Consider the following 16951-nt stretch of genomic DNA (forward strand, 5'->3'; position numbering starts at 1 on the left):
GAAATAAGCCATGTCCCTGCCTCGCGTACTGAAAGCATTTGCCGCCTTTGTTGACGGCACCAACTACATGGGCGAAGTCCCCGAACTCACCCTGCCCACTCTGTCCCGAAAGATGGAGGAATACCGCGCGGGCGGCATGCAAGGCCCCGTTGATCTGGACTTTGGCCAGGAAAAGATGGAGGCCGAACTGAAGGGCGCCGGCTGGCTGAAAGACCTGGCCAAGAAGTGGGGCGCCCGCCAGCACGACGCCGTGATGATCCGCTTTGCCGGTGCACTGCAGACTGAAGACAGCGAGGCCGTGACGCCCGTTGAAGTGGTGATGCGTGGCCGCCTGGTGGAAATCGACCCCGGCAGTTCCAAGGCCGGCGACACCACAGAGCGCACCTACAAATACACGCTGACCTATTACAAGGAAGTGGTGGACGGCCAGGAGGAAATGGAAATCGACCTGGTGAACATGGTGGAAACGGTGGGCGGGGTGGACAACCTCGCCGGCGTGCGCGCAGCCCTGGGAATTTGAGTTGCCTAGCTGCCAGGCCAAGCCCGATAGCTACGGGCCGCCTGGTTCGCAGCAGGTGCGCACCAGCACACCGCGGGGGCCACCCGCTGCGCTTTTTTTGATCTTCAACACCACAAGGAAACCAACATGACAGCAGTGCAAACCACCACCACCGACACCGCAGCACCAGCGGGCGGCCCCATCCTCATCAATGGCCGTAAGGCAGTGCATATTCCGCTGGAAACGGCCATTGAGCGCAAGGGCGAAACCATCACCGCTGTCCACTTGATGAAGCCACTGGCCGGCGACCTGCGCGGCATGTTGCTGGCCGAGCTGCTGCAGTACAAAACTGATGCAGTGATGAAGCTGCTGCCGCGCATCACAGTGCCCACCATCACAGAGCCCGAGGTGTCCAACATGGACACGGCCGACCTAGTGACCATGGCCATGGAGGTGGCCGCTTTTTTGACGCCGAAGGCCGTTTTGGAATCCCTGCAGCAGTAGAGGAACCCATGGCAGACGTGGCGTTTCTGCTGCACTGGCCGCCCCATGCACTGAACGCCATGGAGCTGGGCGAGCTGATGCACTGGCGCCAGCTGGCCGTGGAGCGCCACAACGCCATGCACGCACCTCAAGACAAGAAGCGATAACATGCGCGCAAATGACCACCATCATCATCCTGGCGCTCACAGCCGTAGTGGTACTGAGCGCAGTTGTGGCCACTGCCTGGCTGGCCGCCATGGCGGGCGGCGCCGCCGTGCGCATGCTGCTGCCATCGGCACACAACTCCAGCACGATCTACAGCCAGCAGAAGCTGGCGGAAATCGACAGTCTCATCCGGCGCACGCGCAAGGCGGCCGGGCTCCCACCCATCAACTGATCGCAGCGGCGCAGGCCGGCCAAGCGCAGGGGGTGCGCCATGGCTGACCGCTTGCGCCTGGAGGTACTGCTGGCGGCGGTGGACAAGGTGTCTGCCCCGCTCAAACGAATGGGCCAGGGTGCCAAGGCCCTGGCGGGCGACGTCGGCGCGGCAGAAGCCGCCCTGCGCAAGCTGGAGAGCCAGCAGCGCGGTGTGGAAGGATTCAAGCGCGCTGCCGACCAGCTGCGCACCACCCGCGCCCAGCTGCAGGCCGCCCGCCAGGCGCACGCCGAGCTGGCAGCCCAAACCCATACCGATGCCGCGGCGCAGAAGGCCCACACCGCGCAGCTGGCAGCCGCCGATGCGATGGTGAAGCGGCTGAGCGCCAGCTTTGAACGCCAGACCGCCACCATGCGCCGCGCCAAGGCGGTGATGGAGTCGCGCGGCGTGAGCAACCCGGCCACGGCCGAAGCCCAGCTGGCTGCGCAGATCGACAAAACCACCCAGGCGCTGCAGCGCAAGAAAGCCGCCTATGAGCGGATGCAGGCGCTGGAGAAAGCCCACGGGCGCATCACGATGCACGGCGCCATGGTGGCGGCAGGGGGCGTGGGTGCCATGGCCACCGGCCGGCGCACTGTGGAAACCGGGCTGGCGCCCGTGGGCAAGTTCATGCAGCACGAAGATGCCATGCTGGGCATTGCTCGCCAGGTGCAGGGCGCTCGGGACGAAGCAGGCAACCTGACGAAGGTTTACCGCGATGCTGAACAGCAGGTGCGCGACCTGTCCACTCACCTGCCGCAGACCACAGTGCAGATTGCGCAGATGATGACGGCGGCGGCTCGCATGGAGGTGCCCACCAATGAGCTGGGGACGTTCGTGCAGCTGGCCAGCGAGATGGCCACCGCGTTCGATGCAGTGCCCGACCAGCTGGCGGAGAGCATGGGCAAGGTGGCCAAGAACTTCAAACGCCCAGTGACCGAGATACGCGGACTGGCCGACGCCATCAACTATCTGGATGACAACGCCATCAGTAAGGGCGCCGACATCATCGACGTCCTGAACCGCACCAGCGGCGTAGCGTCCACGGTGGGAATCTCTGCAGAGAACGCCGCGGCGCTGGGCAGCACCCTGCTGACCCTAGGCGAGCGGGCCGAAACCGCCAGCACGGCCATCAATGCGATCTTCACGAAGTTCGCAGCGGCCACCAAGGGCACGAAGAAATTTAGGGCCGCGGTGGAAGAAATCGGCATGACCACCGAGGCCATCCAAAGCGGCATGGCCAAAGATGCGGCTGGCACGCTGTTGAAGGTGGCGGAGGCCATCCGCGCCCTGCCACAAGAAAAACGCATTGGTGTGATGGCTGAGCTTGTGGGCATGGAGCACAGCGACACACTGGCTAAGCTGGTGGACAAGCCCGACGAACTGCAGCGGCAGATGGCGCTGGCCAACAGTGCACAGGCTAAGGGCAGCATGTCGCGCGAGGCAGCAGCGCGCAATGCGACGCTGAGCGCGCAGATGGTGATGTTCAACAACCGGGTTTTCAATGCCATGTCTACAGCGGGAGAGTCGCTGAAAGACACCATCATTTCCGTATTGGAAACGGTTAATCCACTGCTGGAGCGCTTCACCGCGTGGATGAAGGTAAACCCGGCAATCGTGGGCGGTGTTCTCAAGGTCGTGGTGGGCCTGGGCCTGCTGTCAGTAGCGCTGGGCGCATTGCTGATCCCCGTTGGCCTGTTCATGGTCAAGGGCATGCTGCTGCGCCTCCTGCTGGGCCGCCTGTTCTTTGCCTTCACCGGCATTGGTGGCGCGGTGGCGCGCATGGGCCCCTGGCTGTTGCGCGCAGCGCAGTGGCTGGGCGCCTGGGGTGCCACCCTTGCCACTTACATGCCGGCCATGCTGCGCTTTGGCATGGTGCTGCTTCGCATTGCAACTGGCCCCGTGGGCCTGCTGGCTTTGGCTGCGACCATGCTGTATTCGCGCTGGGCGGATGTGGTGGGCGGCTTCAAGCTACTGATGCAGGACATTGGCGCCGCGGTGATGGGCGCAGCGCAGTATGTTTGGGGCCTGGGTGCGCAGTTCTTCGAAGCCGGTGCGGCCATCGTGCAGGGCATGGCAAATGGCATCACCAGCCGCATTTCAGCGGTGCGCGATGCCATCAGCATGGCCGCGGGCGATGCGGTGGACTTGTTCAAGGAAAAGTTGGGTATCCACAGCCCGAGCCGCGTGTTTATGCAGCTGGGCAGCTACGTGGGTGAAGGCGCCGCGCTGGGCATTCAGAACGGCGTCGGCATGGTGCGCCAGGCTGCGCTGGGCATGGCCACCGCCAGCATGGTGCCCATGGCCGCCATGGGTGCGCCCGCGGCGCCTGGCTCTACTGCAGGCGGAAGCAGCTACCAAATCACGATCAACGCGGCGCCGGGTATGGATGGCCAGGCCATTGCCAACGCCGTGCGCGCTGAAATCGAACGCATCGAGCGTGAAAAGGACAGCCGGCGATACAGCCGCCTGTCAGATATCGACTGAAAGGAGCCACCACGATGATGGCCGCGCTGGGGCAATTCACCTTTGCCCTGAACACCCTTGCATTCCAAGAGCTGCGCCGCAGCACCAGCTGGCGCCACCCGAGCAACGCCCGGGTGGGCGCCAGGCCGGCGCGGCAGTACGTGGGGCCAGGTGATGAAACCATTACCCTGACCGGGCTGCAGGCGCCCGAGTTCATGGGCGACCGCAAGGCGTTGGACCGCCTGCGCGCAATGGCAGACAAAGGCAGCGCCTATGCACTGGTGAACGGTGCGGGCGAGAACTTCGGCGCATGGGTGATCGAGAGCATGGACGAAACGGGCACCCTGTTTGTACGCGAGGGCGTGCCTCGGCGCGTGGAATTCACCATCAACCTAGCGCGCGTAGACGATGCCCTGGCCGACCCGGCAGGCGGCACGGATGGCGGCGACGACTGGGGCGACTGGTGGACCGGTGACGACTGGGATTGGTGGCTGTGATGGCGGTCAATCTGCAGGCTCAAGACCGCGCGCACCGCAAGGTGCTTTACTCGCTGGTGGTGAACGGGCGGGACGTGTCGCAGGTGGTGCGCCCGCTGCTGATGCGCCTGCAGCTGCGCGAGAGCCGCGGCGAAGAAGCAGACCAGTTGGACATTACGCTTGACGATTCCACCGGCAACCTCGCGCTGCCGCCCGTGGGCGCCACCATTACCCTGCAGCTGGGCTACCAGCACACCGGCATGGTGGACAAGGGCAGTTTCACCGTGGATGAAATCGAGCACAGCGGCACGCCCGATACGGTGGCCCTACGCTGCCGCAGTGCCGAGCTTCGCAGCACCTTGCGCCAGCGCGCCAGCCAGAGCTGGCACGGCGCCACGCTGGGGCAGATCGTGCGGGACATTGCCGCCAAGAACAGGCTGCAGGCCAACGTGGACGAAAGCCTGGCCGCAAAGCGCGTGCAGCACATCGACCAGACAAACGAAAGTGATGTGCACTTTCTAACCCGCTTGGGGCGCCAGCATGATGCGGCAGCCACGGTCAAAAAAGACCGCCTGGTGTTCCTGCCCATCGGCAGTACCAAGAACAGTAGCGGCAAGGAACTGGAAGCCATCATGCTGACCCGCAGCGACGGCGATCGCCACCGCTACCACTGCGCAGCCCGGGACAGCTACACAGGCGTGCGCGCCTACTGGCAGGACGCCCGCGCGGCCGAGAAGAAAGCGGCCATTGCAGGCACCGAAGACAACCTGAAGACCTTGCGCGACAGCTACGCTACCGAGGCCGACGCCAGGGCCGCGGCCCAGGCTGAGATGGGCCGCATCGAGCGAGGCGCGGCCACACTGGAAATCACGCTGGCCATCGGACAGCCTGCGCTGATGGTGCAAACGCCTGTGAACGTGCGAGGGTGGAAGCCAGAGATTGATGGCACCGACTGGCTATGCAAATCGGTGGAGCACAGACTGGATGACAACGGGCTTTCAACCGTCATCGAAATGGAGCGCAGAGGGGTCTTACCGGCTGCTGAAAACGCAAACGCAGCGTAAAGAACTCGCACCTAACAGTCTGTTACGTCATGTATCTCTACGCTGTTAAGCTGTCGGGCCCTACAGGCTAGAGGCCTAGGCCGCTGACCACCACCATTGGACTGGATATGACGACACAGTTTCGCAATAACGTGCATGTTTCCGGCTCAGGTGCGGCAACAATTTTCTTCGCTCACGGGTTCGGCTGTGATCAGAACATGTGGCGGTTGATGGCGCCAGCCTATAGCCGCCGTTATAAGACTGTCCTTTTTGATCTGGTCGGTAGTGGCAACTCAGACTTGAAGGCGTTTGAGCCCTCGAAATACAGCACCTTGCAAGGGTATGCTGACGACTTGGTTGAAATAATTCGGGAGTTTGCAGAAGGTCCGGTAGTTGTCGTCGGACATTCGGTGAGCGCGATGATCGGAATGTTGGCCGATATTGCTTCACCTGGCTTGGTCGCGGCGCACGTGATGGTCGGGCCATCTCCTTGCTATATCAACGACGGTTCATACACTGGCGGGTTCACCCGCAAAGACATTGAGTCTCTTCTTGACGCTCTGGAAAGCAACTATCTCGGATGGTCCAGCACTATGGCTCCTGCCATCATGGGGGCTCCTGATCGCCCAGAATTAGGGGAAGAACTGAGCAATAGTTTTTGCCGTACCGACCCTGAGATTGCCAAACACTTTGCGCGAGTAACGTTCTTATCAGACTGTCGTGAACAATTGCAACAGCTGACAACTCCGACGCTGATTTTGCAGTGTGACGAAGACATGATTGCCCCAGTCGCTGTTGGGGAATATATGCATAGGGTACTGGCGCGGAGTTCGTTGCGAATTATTGAAAACGTAGGTCACTGCCCGCATCTTAGTCAACCAAGCGCTAGCACTAAAGCGATGGACGAGTTTTTACGAGAGCTAGGTCTTTAATATGCACGTGCCTGATGGCATCGCTCAGCTTGACCCTCTTGAAGATCTTCCTTGCGGAATAGTCACAACGGACGCTAAGGGTTTGATCGTTCAAGCAAACAGCACTTTTTGCGCGTGGGTGGGATTCCGCACCGAAGAAGTTGTTGCAGTGATGAGTATTCAAGATTTTTTTACGATGGGTGGGAAGTTGTTCTATCAAACCCATCTCGCACCGTTGATTGTTATGCAAGGATCTGTTGCGGAAGTCAAGCTTGAACTGCAGCACAGGGATGAGGGAGCGGTACCAATTGTATTTAATGCCAAAAGGTATTACCGCGATGGCGTCTGGCTTCTTCGGATTGCTGCGTTCGTAGCTCGCGATCGGGATCGCTACGAGCGAGAGTTGCTGCATTCAAGAAAAAAGTTAGAAAGCGTCGCAGAGCAAGAAGCCGGGCTCAGAAAGCAATCTGAAGATCGCGCTCTTTTCGCAGAGCAGATGATTGGCATTGTGAGTCACGACCTGCGAAATCCGCTTGCGACGATTCGGTTGGGCGTTCACACACTTGAAAAGAAGGGCGTCTCGCCAGATCAAAGCAAGGTGCTCAGTAAAGTTCACAGGGCCACCGACCGCGCAATCCAGCTCGTTAAGGATTTATTGGATTTCACATCCGCCCGCATTGGTAAGGGGCTCAGCGTGACACCTGAAGCCATTGAGCTTCACCAGGTCGTGGCGCTCGCGGTTGAAGAATTAGCCCTGGCATACCCAGGGAGGCGGATCGTGCATTTGCGTGCCGGCGCAAACACTTGTCAAGCGGATGCGAATCGAATTGCTCAGGCTATCGGCAATCTAGTGTCAAACGCTGTCAGCTACGGCGATCCCAGTCGTGACATTACCGTCTCTTCTGCAATCGAGGATCAAGAGTGGAAGATCGCGGTTCACAACTGGGGGAAGCCTATCGCACCTGAGGCTCAAAAGCACCTTTTCTCACCGATGGTTCGGGGTGTGTCAGCGGATAGCGCTAATAGAAATGTCGGGTTAGGGTTGTATATCGTGAAGGAGCTTGCAAGAGCTCACGGCGGAAGCATTGACGTGGTGTCGACAGAGGAATCTGGAACCAAGTTCGAGCTGCGTGTGCCTTTGCCGGGATCTCCAGATGGTTCGTAACGCTTTCTCAGTTATCGTTGTCAGCAATTATTAATCGAGTAAAGGTTACTTGGAAAAACCGTCGTTTCGAGGACGCGCTTTTTCCAGGTGTCTGGATTAAAAACGCCGCCCATTCCAGCCGTACACCACGCGCCCGCATATGCGCACTGGCTGGGTGCCATCCAGCACATCGACTGTGCGCACGCTGGGGTTATCGCTGGTGATGACATGTGCGCCGTCCATGCGACGGGTCACGCGTTTGATGAACAGCTGGCCATTTGCTTGCAGCACATAAACGCCGTCAATGTCAGCCACCTGGCAGTCCGTATCCACGATGGCGAAGTCGCCTGAATTCAGGGTGCCCAACATGCTGTCGCCGTAGGCGTGCACCAGCTGCAGCGCCTCAGGCCGGGAGCGGGGAACGTTGAGCCCCAACCAGTGGCGCGACACCGGTATCTCACCCATCAGCACGTCCTCAGTGATGAGGTCATTGCCCTTGCCCATGCTGCCGGTGGCGCTGAACAAGGGGATGCGGATGGTGTCTGCATCGCCTGCCGGAGCGGCTGCGGGGCCAGTAAGCGGTTTTGCGATACGGCGGCCAGTGATGATGTATTGCACATCGAGCCCGGAGTCTTCCGCCTGGGCTAAAAACTCTGCCTTGGGCGATCCCCTTCCAGATTCCCAGTCATAGATAGAACGGGATGACCAGCCGCCCATAGTCTGAAAGTCGGTGGGCTTGAGCCCCAGTCGTGTGCGTTCTTCGCGCAATCTCTCACCAATTGCATTGCGAATTTGCGCACCACCCTCCAGTTTCTCTACATTTTTCGCATTCATCTCTTGCCTTGTGCGAATTTGCGCAATATGATCTGGCGCAATAGGTAAACACGCCGTCTAACACGATGGTACACACCGCCACGCATGGCGGGTAGGAGGTTTTGGCAATGGCAGATCAAGACAAACCGGCGCGCAACTGGAGCGGGTTCGACGCCTGCAAGGCGAGGCTCGCGGGTGCGCTGGCAGCCCTGGTGGGCGATAGCCCTGCGCCAGGCACATTTGGCAAGGTGTCCGTTCACATTACGCCCGCGCAAGACGACAACGCCTTGTCGGTAGAGCGCTGGGTGCACGACGCGCAGGTGCTGATTGCATGCCTGCGAGCCATTGAGCCCACGGCGCAGGTGCGCATTGATGTGACGGGAGTGGGCATCCTGCAATACGGTGCCTTGCAAGCTGCGGGGGCGGACGTGGGGGCCTTCGTGAACACGGTGGACTACGCGCCCGCCCTTGCACTTATCCCAGAGGCGCTTCGCCCGTGTACACGTTGCGACCTGCAAGCAAAGCACGCGGTGATTGGTGAGGGGCCGAAAGCTGCCGGAGGGGGGTCGCATGGCTGATCCGTACCGCTGGGGTGGCCAGGCGCCACCTTCTGTTGCCTTGATCAAAAGGCGGCGGATGCATAGAGACAGCCTCAAACGCCATCAGGCAGCCAAGGTGGCCAGCTCGCAAACGGGTTTGCAAAGCTCTTGCGCGAACTTCGCACAGTTAGTTGCGAAGGCTGTATGCGCCGAACAGGAGCGCAGAGAGCGGGCGTTACGAGCGGTCAGCGCCCAACTTGGTGACGCTTGACCATGTTGGCGACGTTGTCCAAACGAATCAGCACCTTTTGCACATACCTATCAAGCGGATTGGTGCGGTTCCATTCGCTCCTCCAGTCGGAGTACTCCTGCGAACGTACCAGCTCAGTCCAATCCAAAGTGGGGTCTGAATACTTCTTGTCGCGCGCAGCATTGAAAGTCCCCTCGCGGAGTTTTACGGCTTGCTCACGCACGGTGGCAGCCAAGAGAAGTTCTTCTGTGGTGTAGCGCATTTGTTCCCTCGGGTAGATCAGTGCGCAACATCGTAACTCGCAAAGAAACAGAAAGTCATACATGGCATACGACAACAAGGAACAGCGCCGCGTTTACCGGCACACCGTGCGCTTCAAGAAGGCCGACGATGTTCTGCTGGCCGTGCTGGCGGACCGCCTGGGCGTGCAGAAGGCCACGCTAATCCAAAACATGGCGCTGCTGGCCGCTGAAAAGGAGCTGCAGAAGCTGGGCCTTGGAGCGATGGCACCCCAGGCCACCATGGGCGCAGCAGCGCGTTGCTGACGCCATGGAACCCGTTCATGCAGACCACAGAAACCCAGGTGGAAGTCTCCGCCGAAATGGAGCACCACCTGGAGCTGCTGCGGCAGGCGTACGGGCTGCCCAGCACGACCGCAGTTCTTGAGCTGCTAATCCGCACCCAAATAGACCGCAGCGTCTACGAAATGACGGGCATCAAGCCAGGCCCAAAGCTGGCGGTTGACAACACCCAAGGAAGAACATGATGCATACCGCAAAAACCTCCGCCCCCAGCTTTCAGGCGCTGGTGGCCGCCAATCGCGCCGCGGGCCGCCTGTCTGAGCCCGTGGCCCCCGACAACAGCAAGAAGATGCAGTTGGCAGGCATGCGCCTGTTGCCCGCTGAGTTGGTACAAGCGAAGGCGCTGGCCGATGCCGACGAACGCAGCCTGGCATGGTTCTGCCGCCGCATGTACCTGCGCGGCCTGGAAGCCTACATGGCCGAGCAAGGCAGCACAGCTGCCGCCGCGCAGTAAGGGGCAGCAAATAGCCGCTCAAAAGCCGCCCAATAGCTGCGCCACGATGACCACAGGGGACCGCATGTTGCACACCACCGCAGAGCAGGAAGCGCTGCAGCAAGCGCAGGCCGCGCGCAAGCACTCCAAGCACCAGGGGCGAAAGCTGCGCTACGAGGGAACGCGCATGGCTTGCCCCATGTGCAAGGCTTCCAGCGAGATTCGCACCAGCTACATGCCGAGCGAGACGATGCGCGAGACGTTCTACCAGTGCACCAACGTGGAATGCGGCTGCACGTTCGCTTTCACAGGCGAAATCTCGCGCATCTTGAACCCGGGCGCCACGCCCAACCCGAAAGTGAACATTCCTCTGTCCACCCACGTGCGCCGCGACATGGTGCGCGTGCTGCTGGACAACGCAGGGGAAGCGGCGCACCAAGCCAGATTCACCACGCCTGTGACCGGCGATCTGTTCGCCGGGGACGCCAACACGTCCTAGAAGGCGCCCAGAGCCGCTGAATAGCAGCGGCACCCATCACCTCCAACCCCGATTTTTTGCAAGGCGGCAACGCCAGGCGGGGATTTCTTTTGCCCAAAAAACCTGAAAGCCAGGGATGAGCCTTTACGCCATGACCTACCGCGCAGCCAATGGCCAGCGGATTACCCAGCACCTGCTGGCCGCTGATCGCCAGGCCGCCACGCACCAAGCGTTCGACCTGGCAGAGCGCCTGACGGGCTCCCGCTGCGGCTTCGGCATCGCCCCCGTGAAGAAGGGGAGCACATGCATCTGAGATTGGTTGCGCCTGACATGGACCTGTTGCAGCCAGCAGAGACGCCAGCGGCCATGCCCGTGCCACCGCCTGCAGACGTGCTCAAGCAGCTGATGAAGCTGCGCGACGAAATGACGCACACCGCGAGCAACGGGCGCTTCTACGACGCTGCGGCTCGTGAGTGGCGCGGGCTGCCGGTGATGTGGCGCGTGGCGCTGCTGATGATTGCTGGCATCGGTGCGGACGTAGAGCACCTGTACACGCTGGCCGACCGCAATTGGCAAGAGCTGCCGCCCCCCGAGCGCGAGGAATTGCGCAGCGTGGTGCGCGATGCGAAACGCCACCTGGGCCACCTGACGGCCCTTGCGGCGAGGGTGTAGCCGTGGCCGCAATACCGCGCAAGCTGCCCAACGGCAGCCTGGCTGAATGGAACGCCAACAAACCCACGCTGCACATGGCGCGCGGGCACTTGGAGCGCGTGATTCGGTGTGCGCCTGCCAGCTGGCAGGCGGCGGTGCGCGAGCGCTTGGCGCCCACCTCGCTGCCCATGCTGACCTCAAACAAGACGGATCGGGAGTGGCTGCAGGAGGCCCCCGAGTGGGCGCAGGCGTGGGACATGCTGCAGTCCATTGCGGACTACGAAGACCGCTTTGGTGCTGCTGCGCTGTGGAATCTGGATGACTTCGCCATCTGCGAGATGGCCAAGAAGCTGGCGGGAGAGGCCGACGAACTGGACGCGCTGGCCATCGGCCAAGGGGCCGGTTTGGCAGAGCGCGTGGACAGCATCCGGCTGCTGGTGCGGTGCGTGGGCATCGTGGAAGACAAGCCCATCACGGGCGAACCCGCCATCAAGCGGGCACAGGATGCCGCATGGTGGCGCCGCCGTCTGCGCGTGCATGTTGCGCGCGTAGTCGAGGGCGGAAACATAGGCATGGGCCGCGTGCACAAGGGCCTGGGCGGATACGTCAGCCATGACGGTCTGGCACGCCGCCAGGCGCAGGTGAAGCGCAATGCAGAGGCCCTGGGCCGCACGCTGTTCCGCAATGAGGCGGGCCAGGTGTACACGCTGCGCGAGCTGGCCGAACTGGGCACAGCAAACCCCATCGTGCGCGGTGGCGAATTGATGACGCGCATCCGTGGTGCCGAGGAATACGCTGACGCCCGCGCGCATGTGGGCCTGTTCGTCACGTTGACGCTGCCCAGCAAGTTTCACCCCGTGAAGTTGGGCAGCGGTGGCCGCCCGGTGCCGAACAAGAAGTATTGCGGCGCCACGCCGCGCGATGGCCAGCTGTGGCTGCGCGACATGTGGGCCAAGACGCGGGCCGCGCTGGGGCGCAAGGGCATTCGCATGTACGGCCTGCGCGTGGCCGAACCGCACCACGACGCCACACCGCACTGGCATGCGCTGATCTGGGCAGAGGATGAAGCGGGCGCGCAGGCCATTGAAGCCAAGGTGCGCCACTACTGGCTGAGCGAAGACGGCGACGAACGCGGAGCCCAAGAGAACCGCGTAAACATCAAGCGCATGGTGAAGGGCGGCGCCGCGGGCTACGTGGCGAAGTACATCGCCAAGAGCGTGGGTCACCTGGCCCTGGCTGAGCACCAGGACATGGTGGACGGCCAGCAGATCGCCATGGACTTCGGCGCCACCGATGCGCGCGACGTGAAGGAGTCGGGCGCCGGTCACCGCCGTGTGGATGCATGGGCCGCGCATTGGGGCATCAGGCAGTTTCAAACCATTGGCATGCCTAGCGTCACGGTGTGGCGCGAACTGCGCCGCGTGACGGGCGACCAGTTGGAGCTGTTCGCGCAGGAAGGCGACCGGGCCACGGTGCGCGCTTTCAACGCGTGCCACCGGCATGGGGAGATCAAGGCCGATTGGCGCATTTTTATGGAGGCCATGGGCGGCCACGCACTGCCGCGCAAGAAGTGGCACTTGCGCACAGCGCACCGCACCCCCGAGGCCGGCCAGGTGAACAAGTACGGCGAGGAGGTCAAGGTGGGCCGCATCGTGGGCTTGCAGGCGCAGCGCGGACGCATGTGCGGGCGCTGGCTGGTAAGCCGCCGCATTGCCTGGGCGCCCGTGGTCGATGAAGTGGCCATTGCCGCGCATGCGGCGGATTCCAAGGCTGCAGCAGGACAAGCGCAGGGCGACGGCACAGCCACGGCCCGCGCGGCTTTGCCGCGCGCTTGGACTGGTTTCAATAACTGTACGGCCCGCATCACGGGCGAGCTGTCGCGGGAGCTTTTTCCCCCGAGCCCGCACTTCAAAGAGGACTGGTGCACCCCTGAAACGGTGGCCCAGTTCCGCGTGTTACGCGCCATGCAGTCCACAGACGCCTTGAACTGATGAAAAAACAAACACCACAGCACACCACCGCCACAGAGGCGCGCAGCGGCATGGCCGAAACGGGCCGTCAGCCCACCCCGCTGCAGGCCCAGGTGCTGCTGGCCGCGCGCCGCCGCTGCGACGACATGGGCGACGGCCAGGCCGCCCGCGACCAGATGAAACACGAAGTGCTGCAGACGCCGGCCGAGCTGCTGCCCGACCTGTTGACCGCTCTTTCCACCGCGCGCATCACGCGCACCGACCTGTTCCACCCGACCACCACCAACCGAAAGGAGTGCAACCCATGAACGCCAAACGAACCGAGCCACGCGTGCATTGCTACCAGCGCCCGCTGCACGCGGGATACGTGCCCGAGGCGGCCACCACGCCGGAACACCTGCGCGCCGTGTTCGACGCGGAGCGCCAGCGCCTGGCCGATGCCGCCAAGCCGCGCCGCCGCCGCCGTCAACCGGCAGCACCCATCCAAAACCCCGCCCAGGCCCAGCTGCAGCTGGTGGCCTGAAGTAGTCACCCACCGAGAAAGCAAGCATGCAAAACCAACAGACCTACATCGACAAATACATGGCAAAGGGTGCGCCGCAAAGCGTGCCGGTGCATGGCATCCAGCGGCTGCGCAGCTACCGCGCCACGCTGGTGCCCGAGGGCGTCACGCTGTCGGACGTGGAAGACCTGGCCGACGCCGATCTGCTGCCCACCATCCGCGTGAAAGCTGCCAACGCCGAACAGGCCGAGGCCAATGCGCACATCACCAGCGGCAAGAACGTGCTGCGCGTGGAGCGCATCGAAGAACGTGCGGAGGCTTGAACCATGACGAAGCCAAAGAACGCAGCAGGCCTCGCCCACCCCGTAGCGCCATCGCGCTGGGCTCAGATCAAGCAGGCGGAGCGCGTGGACTACAGCACCGCGCAGCCCATCAGCATGAACTGGAAGACAGGCAAGCCATACACCTGCCCCGAGCTGCAGCACCGCAGTGCGGCCAATCAACCGCCCAGCCTGCTGATGGGCCGGCGCGTGAGTCGGGAGGGCTGACATGCGTATTTACGTTGCAGGCCCGATGACTGGCCACCCTGACCTGAACTTTCCAGCGTTCCACGCTGCTGCGGCAGAGCTGCGAGCGCTGGGCCACCACGTGGAAAACCCAGCGGAAATTAACGCTGATCCGAACGCGCAGTGGCTGGACTGCATGCGAATGGACATTGCGCGGCTGGTGACGTGCGATGCGGTGTACCTGCTGCCTGGTTGGGAGAAGTCACGCGGCGCGAAAGTAGAGCACGGGCTGGCGGTGGGCCTGGGCTTTCAGGTCATCCACGCGGAGGGCTGACACATGGGGCAGATCATCCTGAACAAGGCCCAGCTGCTGGAAGAGCTGGCCATTGTGGAAAATACTTTGCGGGCGCTCATCGAACAGCGAGAATTCCCCCGCCCGCGCAAGATGGGGTCAAAACTTTTCTGGCTGATATCTGAGGTGGCGGAGTGGCTGCATGGGTGCCCCAAGGCGTGGGCAGCGAGCGTTGAACCTGGGCCGGATTAAGATCACAGCTAACTGGCCGCTATCGGCCACTAGTGGACATTACGACACGTGCTCGCCCTACACATAGTTATTTGAAGCTGTGGCATAGAAAGTAGCTGAGTCCGCCTCTGCTTAGTTAAACAAAGCCTTGAAGGTGTTTTCATACTTCTGTCCAGTCGCAGACTCGATTTGCTGGACTCCTAAGCGACGTTGAATTGATATCGCCAGCAGCATCTGCACATCAAGCGATGAGTAGCCTACCGCCGGCTTGCAGCTGAGGGCGCCATACTGTTGAGTTGCTGTCACCCAAGGCGCCCAGTTGAAACACCGCCACGGTGTCCACCAAGTCGCGGGCCTGCATGTCCAGACTGCCAGCAGCTGCGGCCATCTCTTCCACAAGCGCTGCGTTCTGCTGCGTGGCTTGGTCCATTTGCAAAACCGCTTCATTGACTTGCTGGACGCCTTGGCTTTGCTCGCTGCCGGCAGCGCTGATCTCAGCCACGATATCCGTCACTTTCTGGATCGAGCTCACCACGTCCGCCATGGTCTGACCAGCGCGATCTACTAGTGCAGTACCTGTTCCCACCCGTTCAACGCTGGTGGCAATGAGCGCTTTGATCTCACGAGCCGCTGTGGCGGAGCGCCCCGCGAGGCTTCGCACCTCGCTAGCCACCACCGCAAACCCGCGCCCCTGCTCGCCTGCACGAGCGGCTTCCACAGCAGCATTCAAGGCCAGTATGTTGGTTTGAAAGGCGATGCTGTCGATCACTCCAATGATGTCAGCGATCTTGTTGCTGCTGTCGTTGATGTCTTTCATGGTGCGCACTACGTCTGCCACTACTGCGCCACCCTGTGAGGCGACCGAAGAGGCGCTTTGCGCAAGCTGGTTGGCTAGACGCGCGTTTTCGGCATTAAGCCGAACCGTGGAGTTCAGCTCTTCCATGGACGCTGCAGTTTCCTGCAAAGCACTGGCCTGAGACTCTGTGCGGTTGGATAGATCGTTGTTGCCAGCGGAAATCTGCGTGCTGGCGCTGGCGACGCTTTCCGATCCCATGCGCACTTTTGCTACCACCGTGGACAGGGAGTCCTGCATGACTGCCAGCGAAGCCAGCAGCGGCGAAAACTCGTCGCGGCTGGAGTCCGTAACAGGAACGGTAAGGTTTCCGTCTCGCACTCGGTCGGCTACCGCCTGCGACTCAATCACGCGATGCTTCAACGTAGCAGCGATGTGCCAGGAAAACACTAGCTGGCCCACTGCAATAGTCATCACCGCAGCCAGCAGCACGTGCAGCGATCTCTGAGCATCAATCTCAATGGTGTCCAGAGTGAGATCCAGGTGTTTCTCCTGAGCTATGTTTTCCTTGGCAAGCACGGCGAGCACAACGTTTCGAGCTGGAATGGTCTTCTCGACCAGGAAGTCGAATCCTGCTTCCTTATTGCCTTGCTCGATGAGCTGGATGTTGCCCGTCGCCACCTGCCAGAAAGAGCCGAACGCGGCCGACAGCTCGTCGTAAATGGCCCGCTCTTCGGGAGTCACAGCTGCGCTTGCAAAAGCCGCCAGATCGGCTTCAATGATCTTGCGCTTTTCGCCAATGTCCGCGAGCGTGCTGGTCAGGTCGGCAGGGGTGCGCACAAGCAGGGCGTGCCGGATCTGCAATGAGGAGCGTGTGACGTTCAGCTCCATGCGAGCAACGCGCAGTTGTTGCGGCACGTCGGCCTTGGCCACCACATCGGTAAGCCGAGCGACCTCGTTGAGATTGAACCAAGCGTAGCCCGCGGTGAATAGCAAGCCGAGGATCAACAAGCAGGAGATGGCATACAGCCGCGTGGCGATGCCCAAACGAGAAACGGAAAACATGGAAGAACCTGGTACGTGCCGCATGAATGGCGCGGCGGTGATCGCTGGAGCCTAAGACACGTCAACCTCTGGCGGTGGCCGATAAGACGCCCGCCGCGACTGTCTAGTCACATCTAATACTAACAATTCTAAGGTGTTGCTTAGTGTAACTTCCAGTGCTTTTTTGACTGACTCATCTAGCGAGCGACTTTTGATGCGCCGCAGCAACAGTTAGTCGCCGAGGGTATTTCAGTGCTGATGCGCAACGGCGTTATGGCATGGCCTCGTGGAACATCTTTTCTCGCTAACTTGTAGGTCCGCTTTGGGCCCATAGCAGTCGTCCCCTGTAGAATGATCCTGGGTGCCGCGCCATTCAGGCGCGTCAGGTTTTGCGACAGGTCGGGCCGCCTCGCGGCTTATCTCCGACCTCC

26 protein-coding genes are annotated in these 16951 nt (G+C 61.6%); 23 read left to right on the forward strand and 3 right to left on the reverse strand.

What is annotated here, in order from left to right:
• The first annotated feature begins 10 nt into the window (after positions 1-10).
• The 9 genes from ACSQ3N_RS18525 to ACSQ3N_RS18565 all read left to right on the forward strand — a co-directional run bounded on the left by ACSQ3N_RS18525 (position 11) and on the right by ACSQ3N_RS18565 (position 7458).
• Positions 11-520: a phage major tail tube protein gene (locus tag ACSQ3N_RS18525; protein ID WP_436147066.1), complete on the forward strand. Its 510-nt coding sequence runs from the start codon at positions 11-13 to the stop codon at positions 518-520.
• A 126-nt stretch (positions 521-646) separates the two neighbouring features.
• Positions 647-1003 carry a phage tail assembly protein gene (locus ACSQ3N_RS18530; RefSeq protein ID WP_436147067.1) on the forward strand — a complete coding sequence of 119 codons (357 nt, stop codon included), beginning with the start codon at positions 647-649 and terminating at the stop codon, positions 1001-1003.
• An 8-nt stretch (positions 1004-1011) separates the two neighbouring features.
• Positions 1012-1149 (forward strand): GpE family phage tail protein, encoded by a 138-nt coding sequence (locus ACSQ3N_RS18535; RefSeq protein ID WP_436147068.1) that lies wholly within the window; start codon positions 1012-1014, stop codon positions 1147-1149.
• Between the two features lie 11 nt (positions 1150-1160).
• Complete coding sequence (locus tag ACSQ3N_RS18540; RefSeq protein ID WP_436147069.1) at positions 1161-1379, forward strand: hypothetical protein; 219 nt, start codon at positions 1161-1163, stop codon at positions 1377-1379.
• Between the two features lie 39 nt (positions 1380-1418).
• The gene (locus ACSQ3N_RS18545) at positions 1419-3884 is read left to right on the forward strand and encodes a phage tail tape measure protein (protein ID WP_436147070.1); all 2466 of its coding nucleotides are present in this window, start codon (positions 1419-1421) and stop codon (positions 3882-3884) included.
• 14 nt (positions 3885-3898) lie between these two features.
• Positions 3899-4360, forward strand: a complete 462-nt coding sequence (locus ACSQ3N_RS18550) for a phage tail protein (protein ID WP_436147071.1) — start codon at positions 3899-3901, stop codon at positions 4358-4360.
• Positions 4360-5403, forward strand: coding sequence for a contractile injection system protein, VgrG/Pvc8 family (locus ACSQ3N_RS18555; protein WP_436147072.1), 1044 nt, complete (start codon positions 4360-4362; stop codon positions 5401-5403). The genes ACSQ3N_RS18550 and ACSQ3N_RS18555 overlap by 1 nt, the downstream gene beginning before the upstream one ends.
• Positions 5404-5510: 107 nt before the next feature.
• A complete protein-coding gene (locus ACSQ3N_RS18560; RefSeq protein WP_436147073.1) occupies positions 5511-6314 on the forward strand; it encodes an alpha/beta fold hydrolase in 804 nt (267 codons plus the stop codon).
• A 7-nt stretch (positions 6315-6321) separates the two neighbouring features.
• Positions 6322-7458 (forward strand): ATP-binding protein, encoded by a 1137-nt coding sequence (locus ACSQ3N_RS18565; RefSeq protein WP_436147074.1) that lies wholly within the window; start codon positions 6322-6324, stop codon positions 7456-7458.
• A 96-nt stretch (positions 7459-7554) separates the two neighbouring features.
• Here the strand turns inward: ACSQ3N_RS18565 and ACSQ3N_RS18570 are convergent, their stop codons facing one another.
• The gene (locus tag ACSQ3N_RS18570) at positions 7555-8271 is read right to left on the reverse strand and encodes an XRE family transcriptional regulator (protein WP_436147075.1); all 717 of its coding nucleotides are present in this window, start codon (positions 8269-8271) and stop codon (positions 7555-7557) included.
• Between the two features lie 107 nt (positions 8272-8378).
• Here ACSQ3N_RS18570 and ACSQ3N_RS18575 point away from each other — a divergent pair, with 107 nt between their 5' ends.
• Entirely contained in the window at positions 8379-8828 is a 450-nt protein-coding gene (locus ACSQ3N_RS18575; RefSeq protein ID WP_436147076.1) for a hypothetical protein, read from the forward strand.
• A 206-nt stretch (positions 8829-9034) separates the two neighbouring features.
• Here ACSQ3N_RS18575 and ACSQ3N_RS18580 read toward each other — a convergent pair whose 3' ends face one another.
• Positions 9035-9301 carry a hypothetical protein gene (locus ACSQ3N_RS18580; RefSeq protein ID WP_436147077.1) on the reverse strand — a complete coding sequence of 89 codons (267 nt, stop codon included), beginning with the start codon at positions 9299-9301 and terminating at the stop codon, positions 9035-9037.
• 61 nt (positions 9302-9362) lie between these two features.
• Here ACSQ3N_RS18580 and ACSQ3N_RS18585 point away from each other — a divergent pair, with 61 nt between their 5' ends.
• The 13 genes from ACSQ3N_RS18585 (at position 9363) to ACSQ3N_RS18645 (ending at position 14704) form a co-directional block, all read left to right on the forward strand.
• Positions 9363-9584: a hypothetical protein gene (locus tag ACSQ3N_RS18585; protein ID WP_436147078.1), complete on the forward strand. Its 222-nt coding sequence runs from the start codon at positions 9363-9365 to the stop codon at positions 9582-9584.
• A gap of 17 nt (positions 9585-9601) precedes the next feature.
• Positions 9602-9805 carry a hypothetical protein gene (locus ACSQ3N_RS18590; protein ID WP_436147079.1) on the forward strand — a complete coding sequence of 68 codons (204 nt, stop codon included), beginning with the start codon at positions 9602-9604 and terminating at the stop codon, positions 9803-9805.
• Positions 9805-10074, forward strand: coding sequence for a hypothetical protein (locus tag ACSQ3N_RS18595; RefSeq protein ID WP_436147080.1), 270 nt, complete (start codon positions 9805-9807; stop codon positions 10072-10074). Before ACSQ3N_RS18590 ends, ACSQ3N_RS18595 begins: the two co-directional genes overlap by 1 nt.
• 64 nt (positions 10075-10138) lie before the next feature.
• Complete coding sequence (locus ACSQ3N_RS18600) at positions 10139-10552, forward strand: ogr/Delta-like zinc finger family protein (RefSeq protein WP_436147081.1); 414 nt, start codon at positions 10139-10141, stop codon at positions 10550-10552.
• Positions 10553-10667: 115 nt separating this feature from the next.
• The gene (locus ACSQ3N_RS18605; protein ID WP_436147082.1) at positions 10668-10844 is read left to right on the forward strand and encodes a hypothetical protein; all 177 of its coding nucleotides are present in this window, start codon (positions 10668-10670) and stop codon (positions 10842-10844) included.
• Positions 10835-11203 (forward strand): hypothetical protein, encoded by a 369-nt coding sequence (locus ACSQ3N_RS18610; protein WP_436147083.1) that lies wholly within the window; start codon positions 10835-10837, stop codon positions 11201-11203. The genes ACSQ3N_RS18605 and ACSQ3N_RS18610 overlap by 10 nt, the downstream gene beginning before the upstream one ends.
• Before the next feature lie 2 nt (positions 11204-11205).
• The gene (locus tag ACSQ3N_RS18615) at positions 11206-13173 is read left to right on the forward strand and encodes a replication endonuclease (protein WP_436147084.1); all 1968 of its coding nucleotides are present in this window, start codon (positions 11206-11208) and stop codon (positions 13171-13173) included.
• Positions 13173-13460, forward strand: a complete 288-nt coding sequence (locus ACSQ3N_RS18620) for a hypothetical protein (RefSeq protein ID WP_436147085.1) — start codon at positions 13173-13175, stop codon at positions 13458-13460. Before ACSQ3N_RS18615 ends, ACSQ3N_RS18620 begins: the two co-directional genes overlap by 1 nt.
• Positions 13457-13675, forward strand: a complete 219-nt coding sequence (locus tag ACSQ3N_RS18625; protein ID WP_436147086.1) for a hypothetical protein — start codon at positions 13457-13459, stop codon at positions 13673-13675. Before ACSQ3N_RS18620 ends, ACSQ3N_RS18625 begins: the two co-directional genes overlap by 4 nt.
• A gap of 26 nt (positions 13676-13701) precedes the next feature.
• Complete coding sequence (locus ACSQ3N_RS18630; RefSeq protein WP_436147087.1) at positions 13702-13977, forward strand: hypothetical protein; 276 nt, start codon at positions 13702-13704, stop codon at positions 13975-13977.
• A gap of 3 nt (positions 13978-13980) precedes the next feature.
• Positions 13981-14202, forward strand: a complete 222-nt coding sequence (locus ACSQ3N_RS18635; protein WP_436147088.1) for a hypothetical protein — start codon at positions 13981-13983, stop codon at positions 14200-14202.
• 1 nt (position 14203) lies between these two features.
• Positions 14204-14494 carry a DUF4406 domain-containing protein gene (locus tag ACSQ3N_RS18640; RefSeq protein ID WP_436147089.1) on the forward strand — a complete coding sequence of 97 codons (291 nt, stop codon included), beginning with the start codon at positions 14204-14206 and terminating at the stop codon, positions 14492-14494.
• 3 nt (positions 14495-14497) lie between these two features.
• Positions 14498-14704: a helix-turn-helix transcriptional regulator gene (locus ACSQ3N_RS18645; RefSeq protein ID WP_436147090.1), complete on the forward strand. Its 207-nt coding sequence runs from the start codon at positions 14498-14500 to the stop codon at positions 14702-14704.
• A gap of 220 nt (positions 14705-14924) precedes the next feature.
• Here the strand turns inward: ACSQ3N_RS18645 and ACSQ3N_RS18650 are convergent, their stop codons facing one another.
• Entirely contained in the window at positions 14925-16541 is a 1617-nt protein-coding gene (locus ACSQ3N_RS18650) for a methyl-accepting chemotaxis protein (RefSeq protein WP_436147091.1), read from the reverse strand.
• Between the last annotated feature and the right edge of the window lie 410 nt (positions 16542-16951).

The organism is Acidovorax sp. LjRoot194 (assembly GCF_964253015.1).
Taxonomy (GTDB): domain Bacteria; phylum Pseudomonadota; class Gammaproteobacteria; order Burkholderiales; family Burkholderiaceae_C; genus Acidovorax.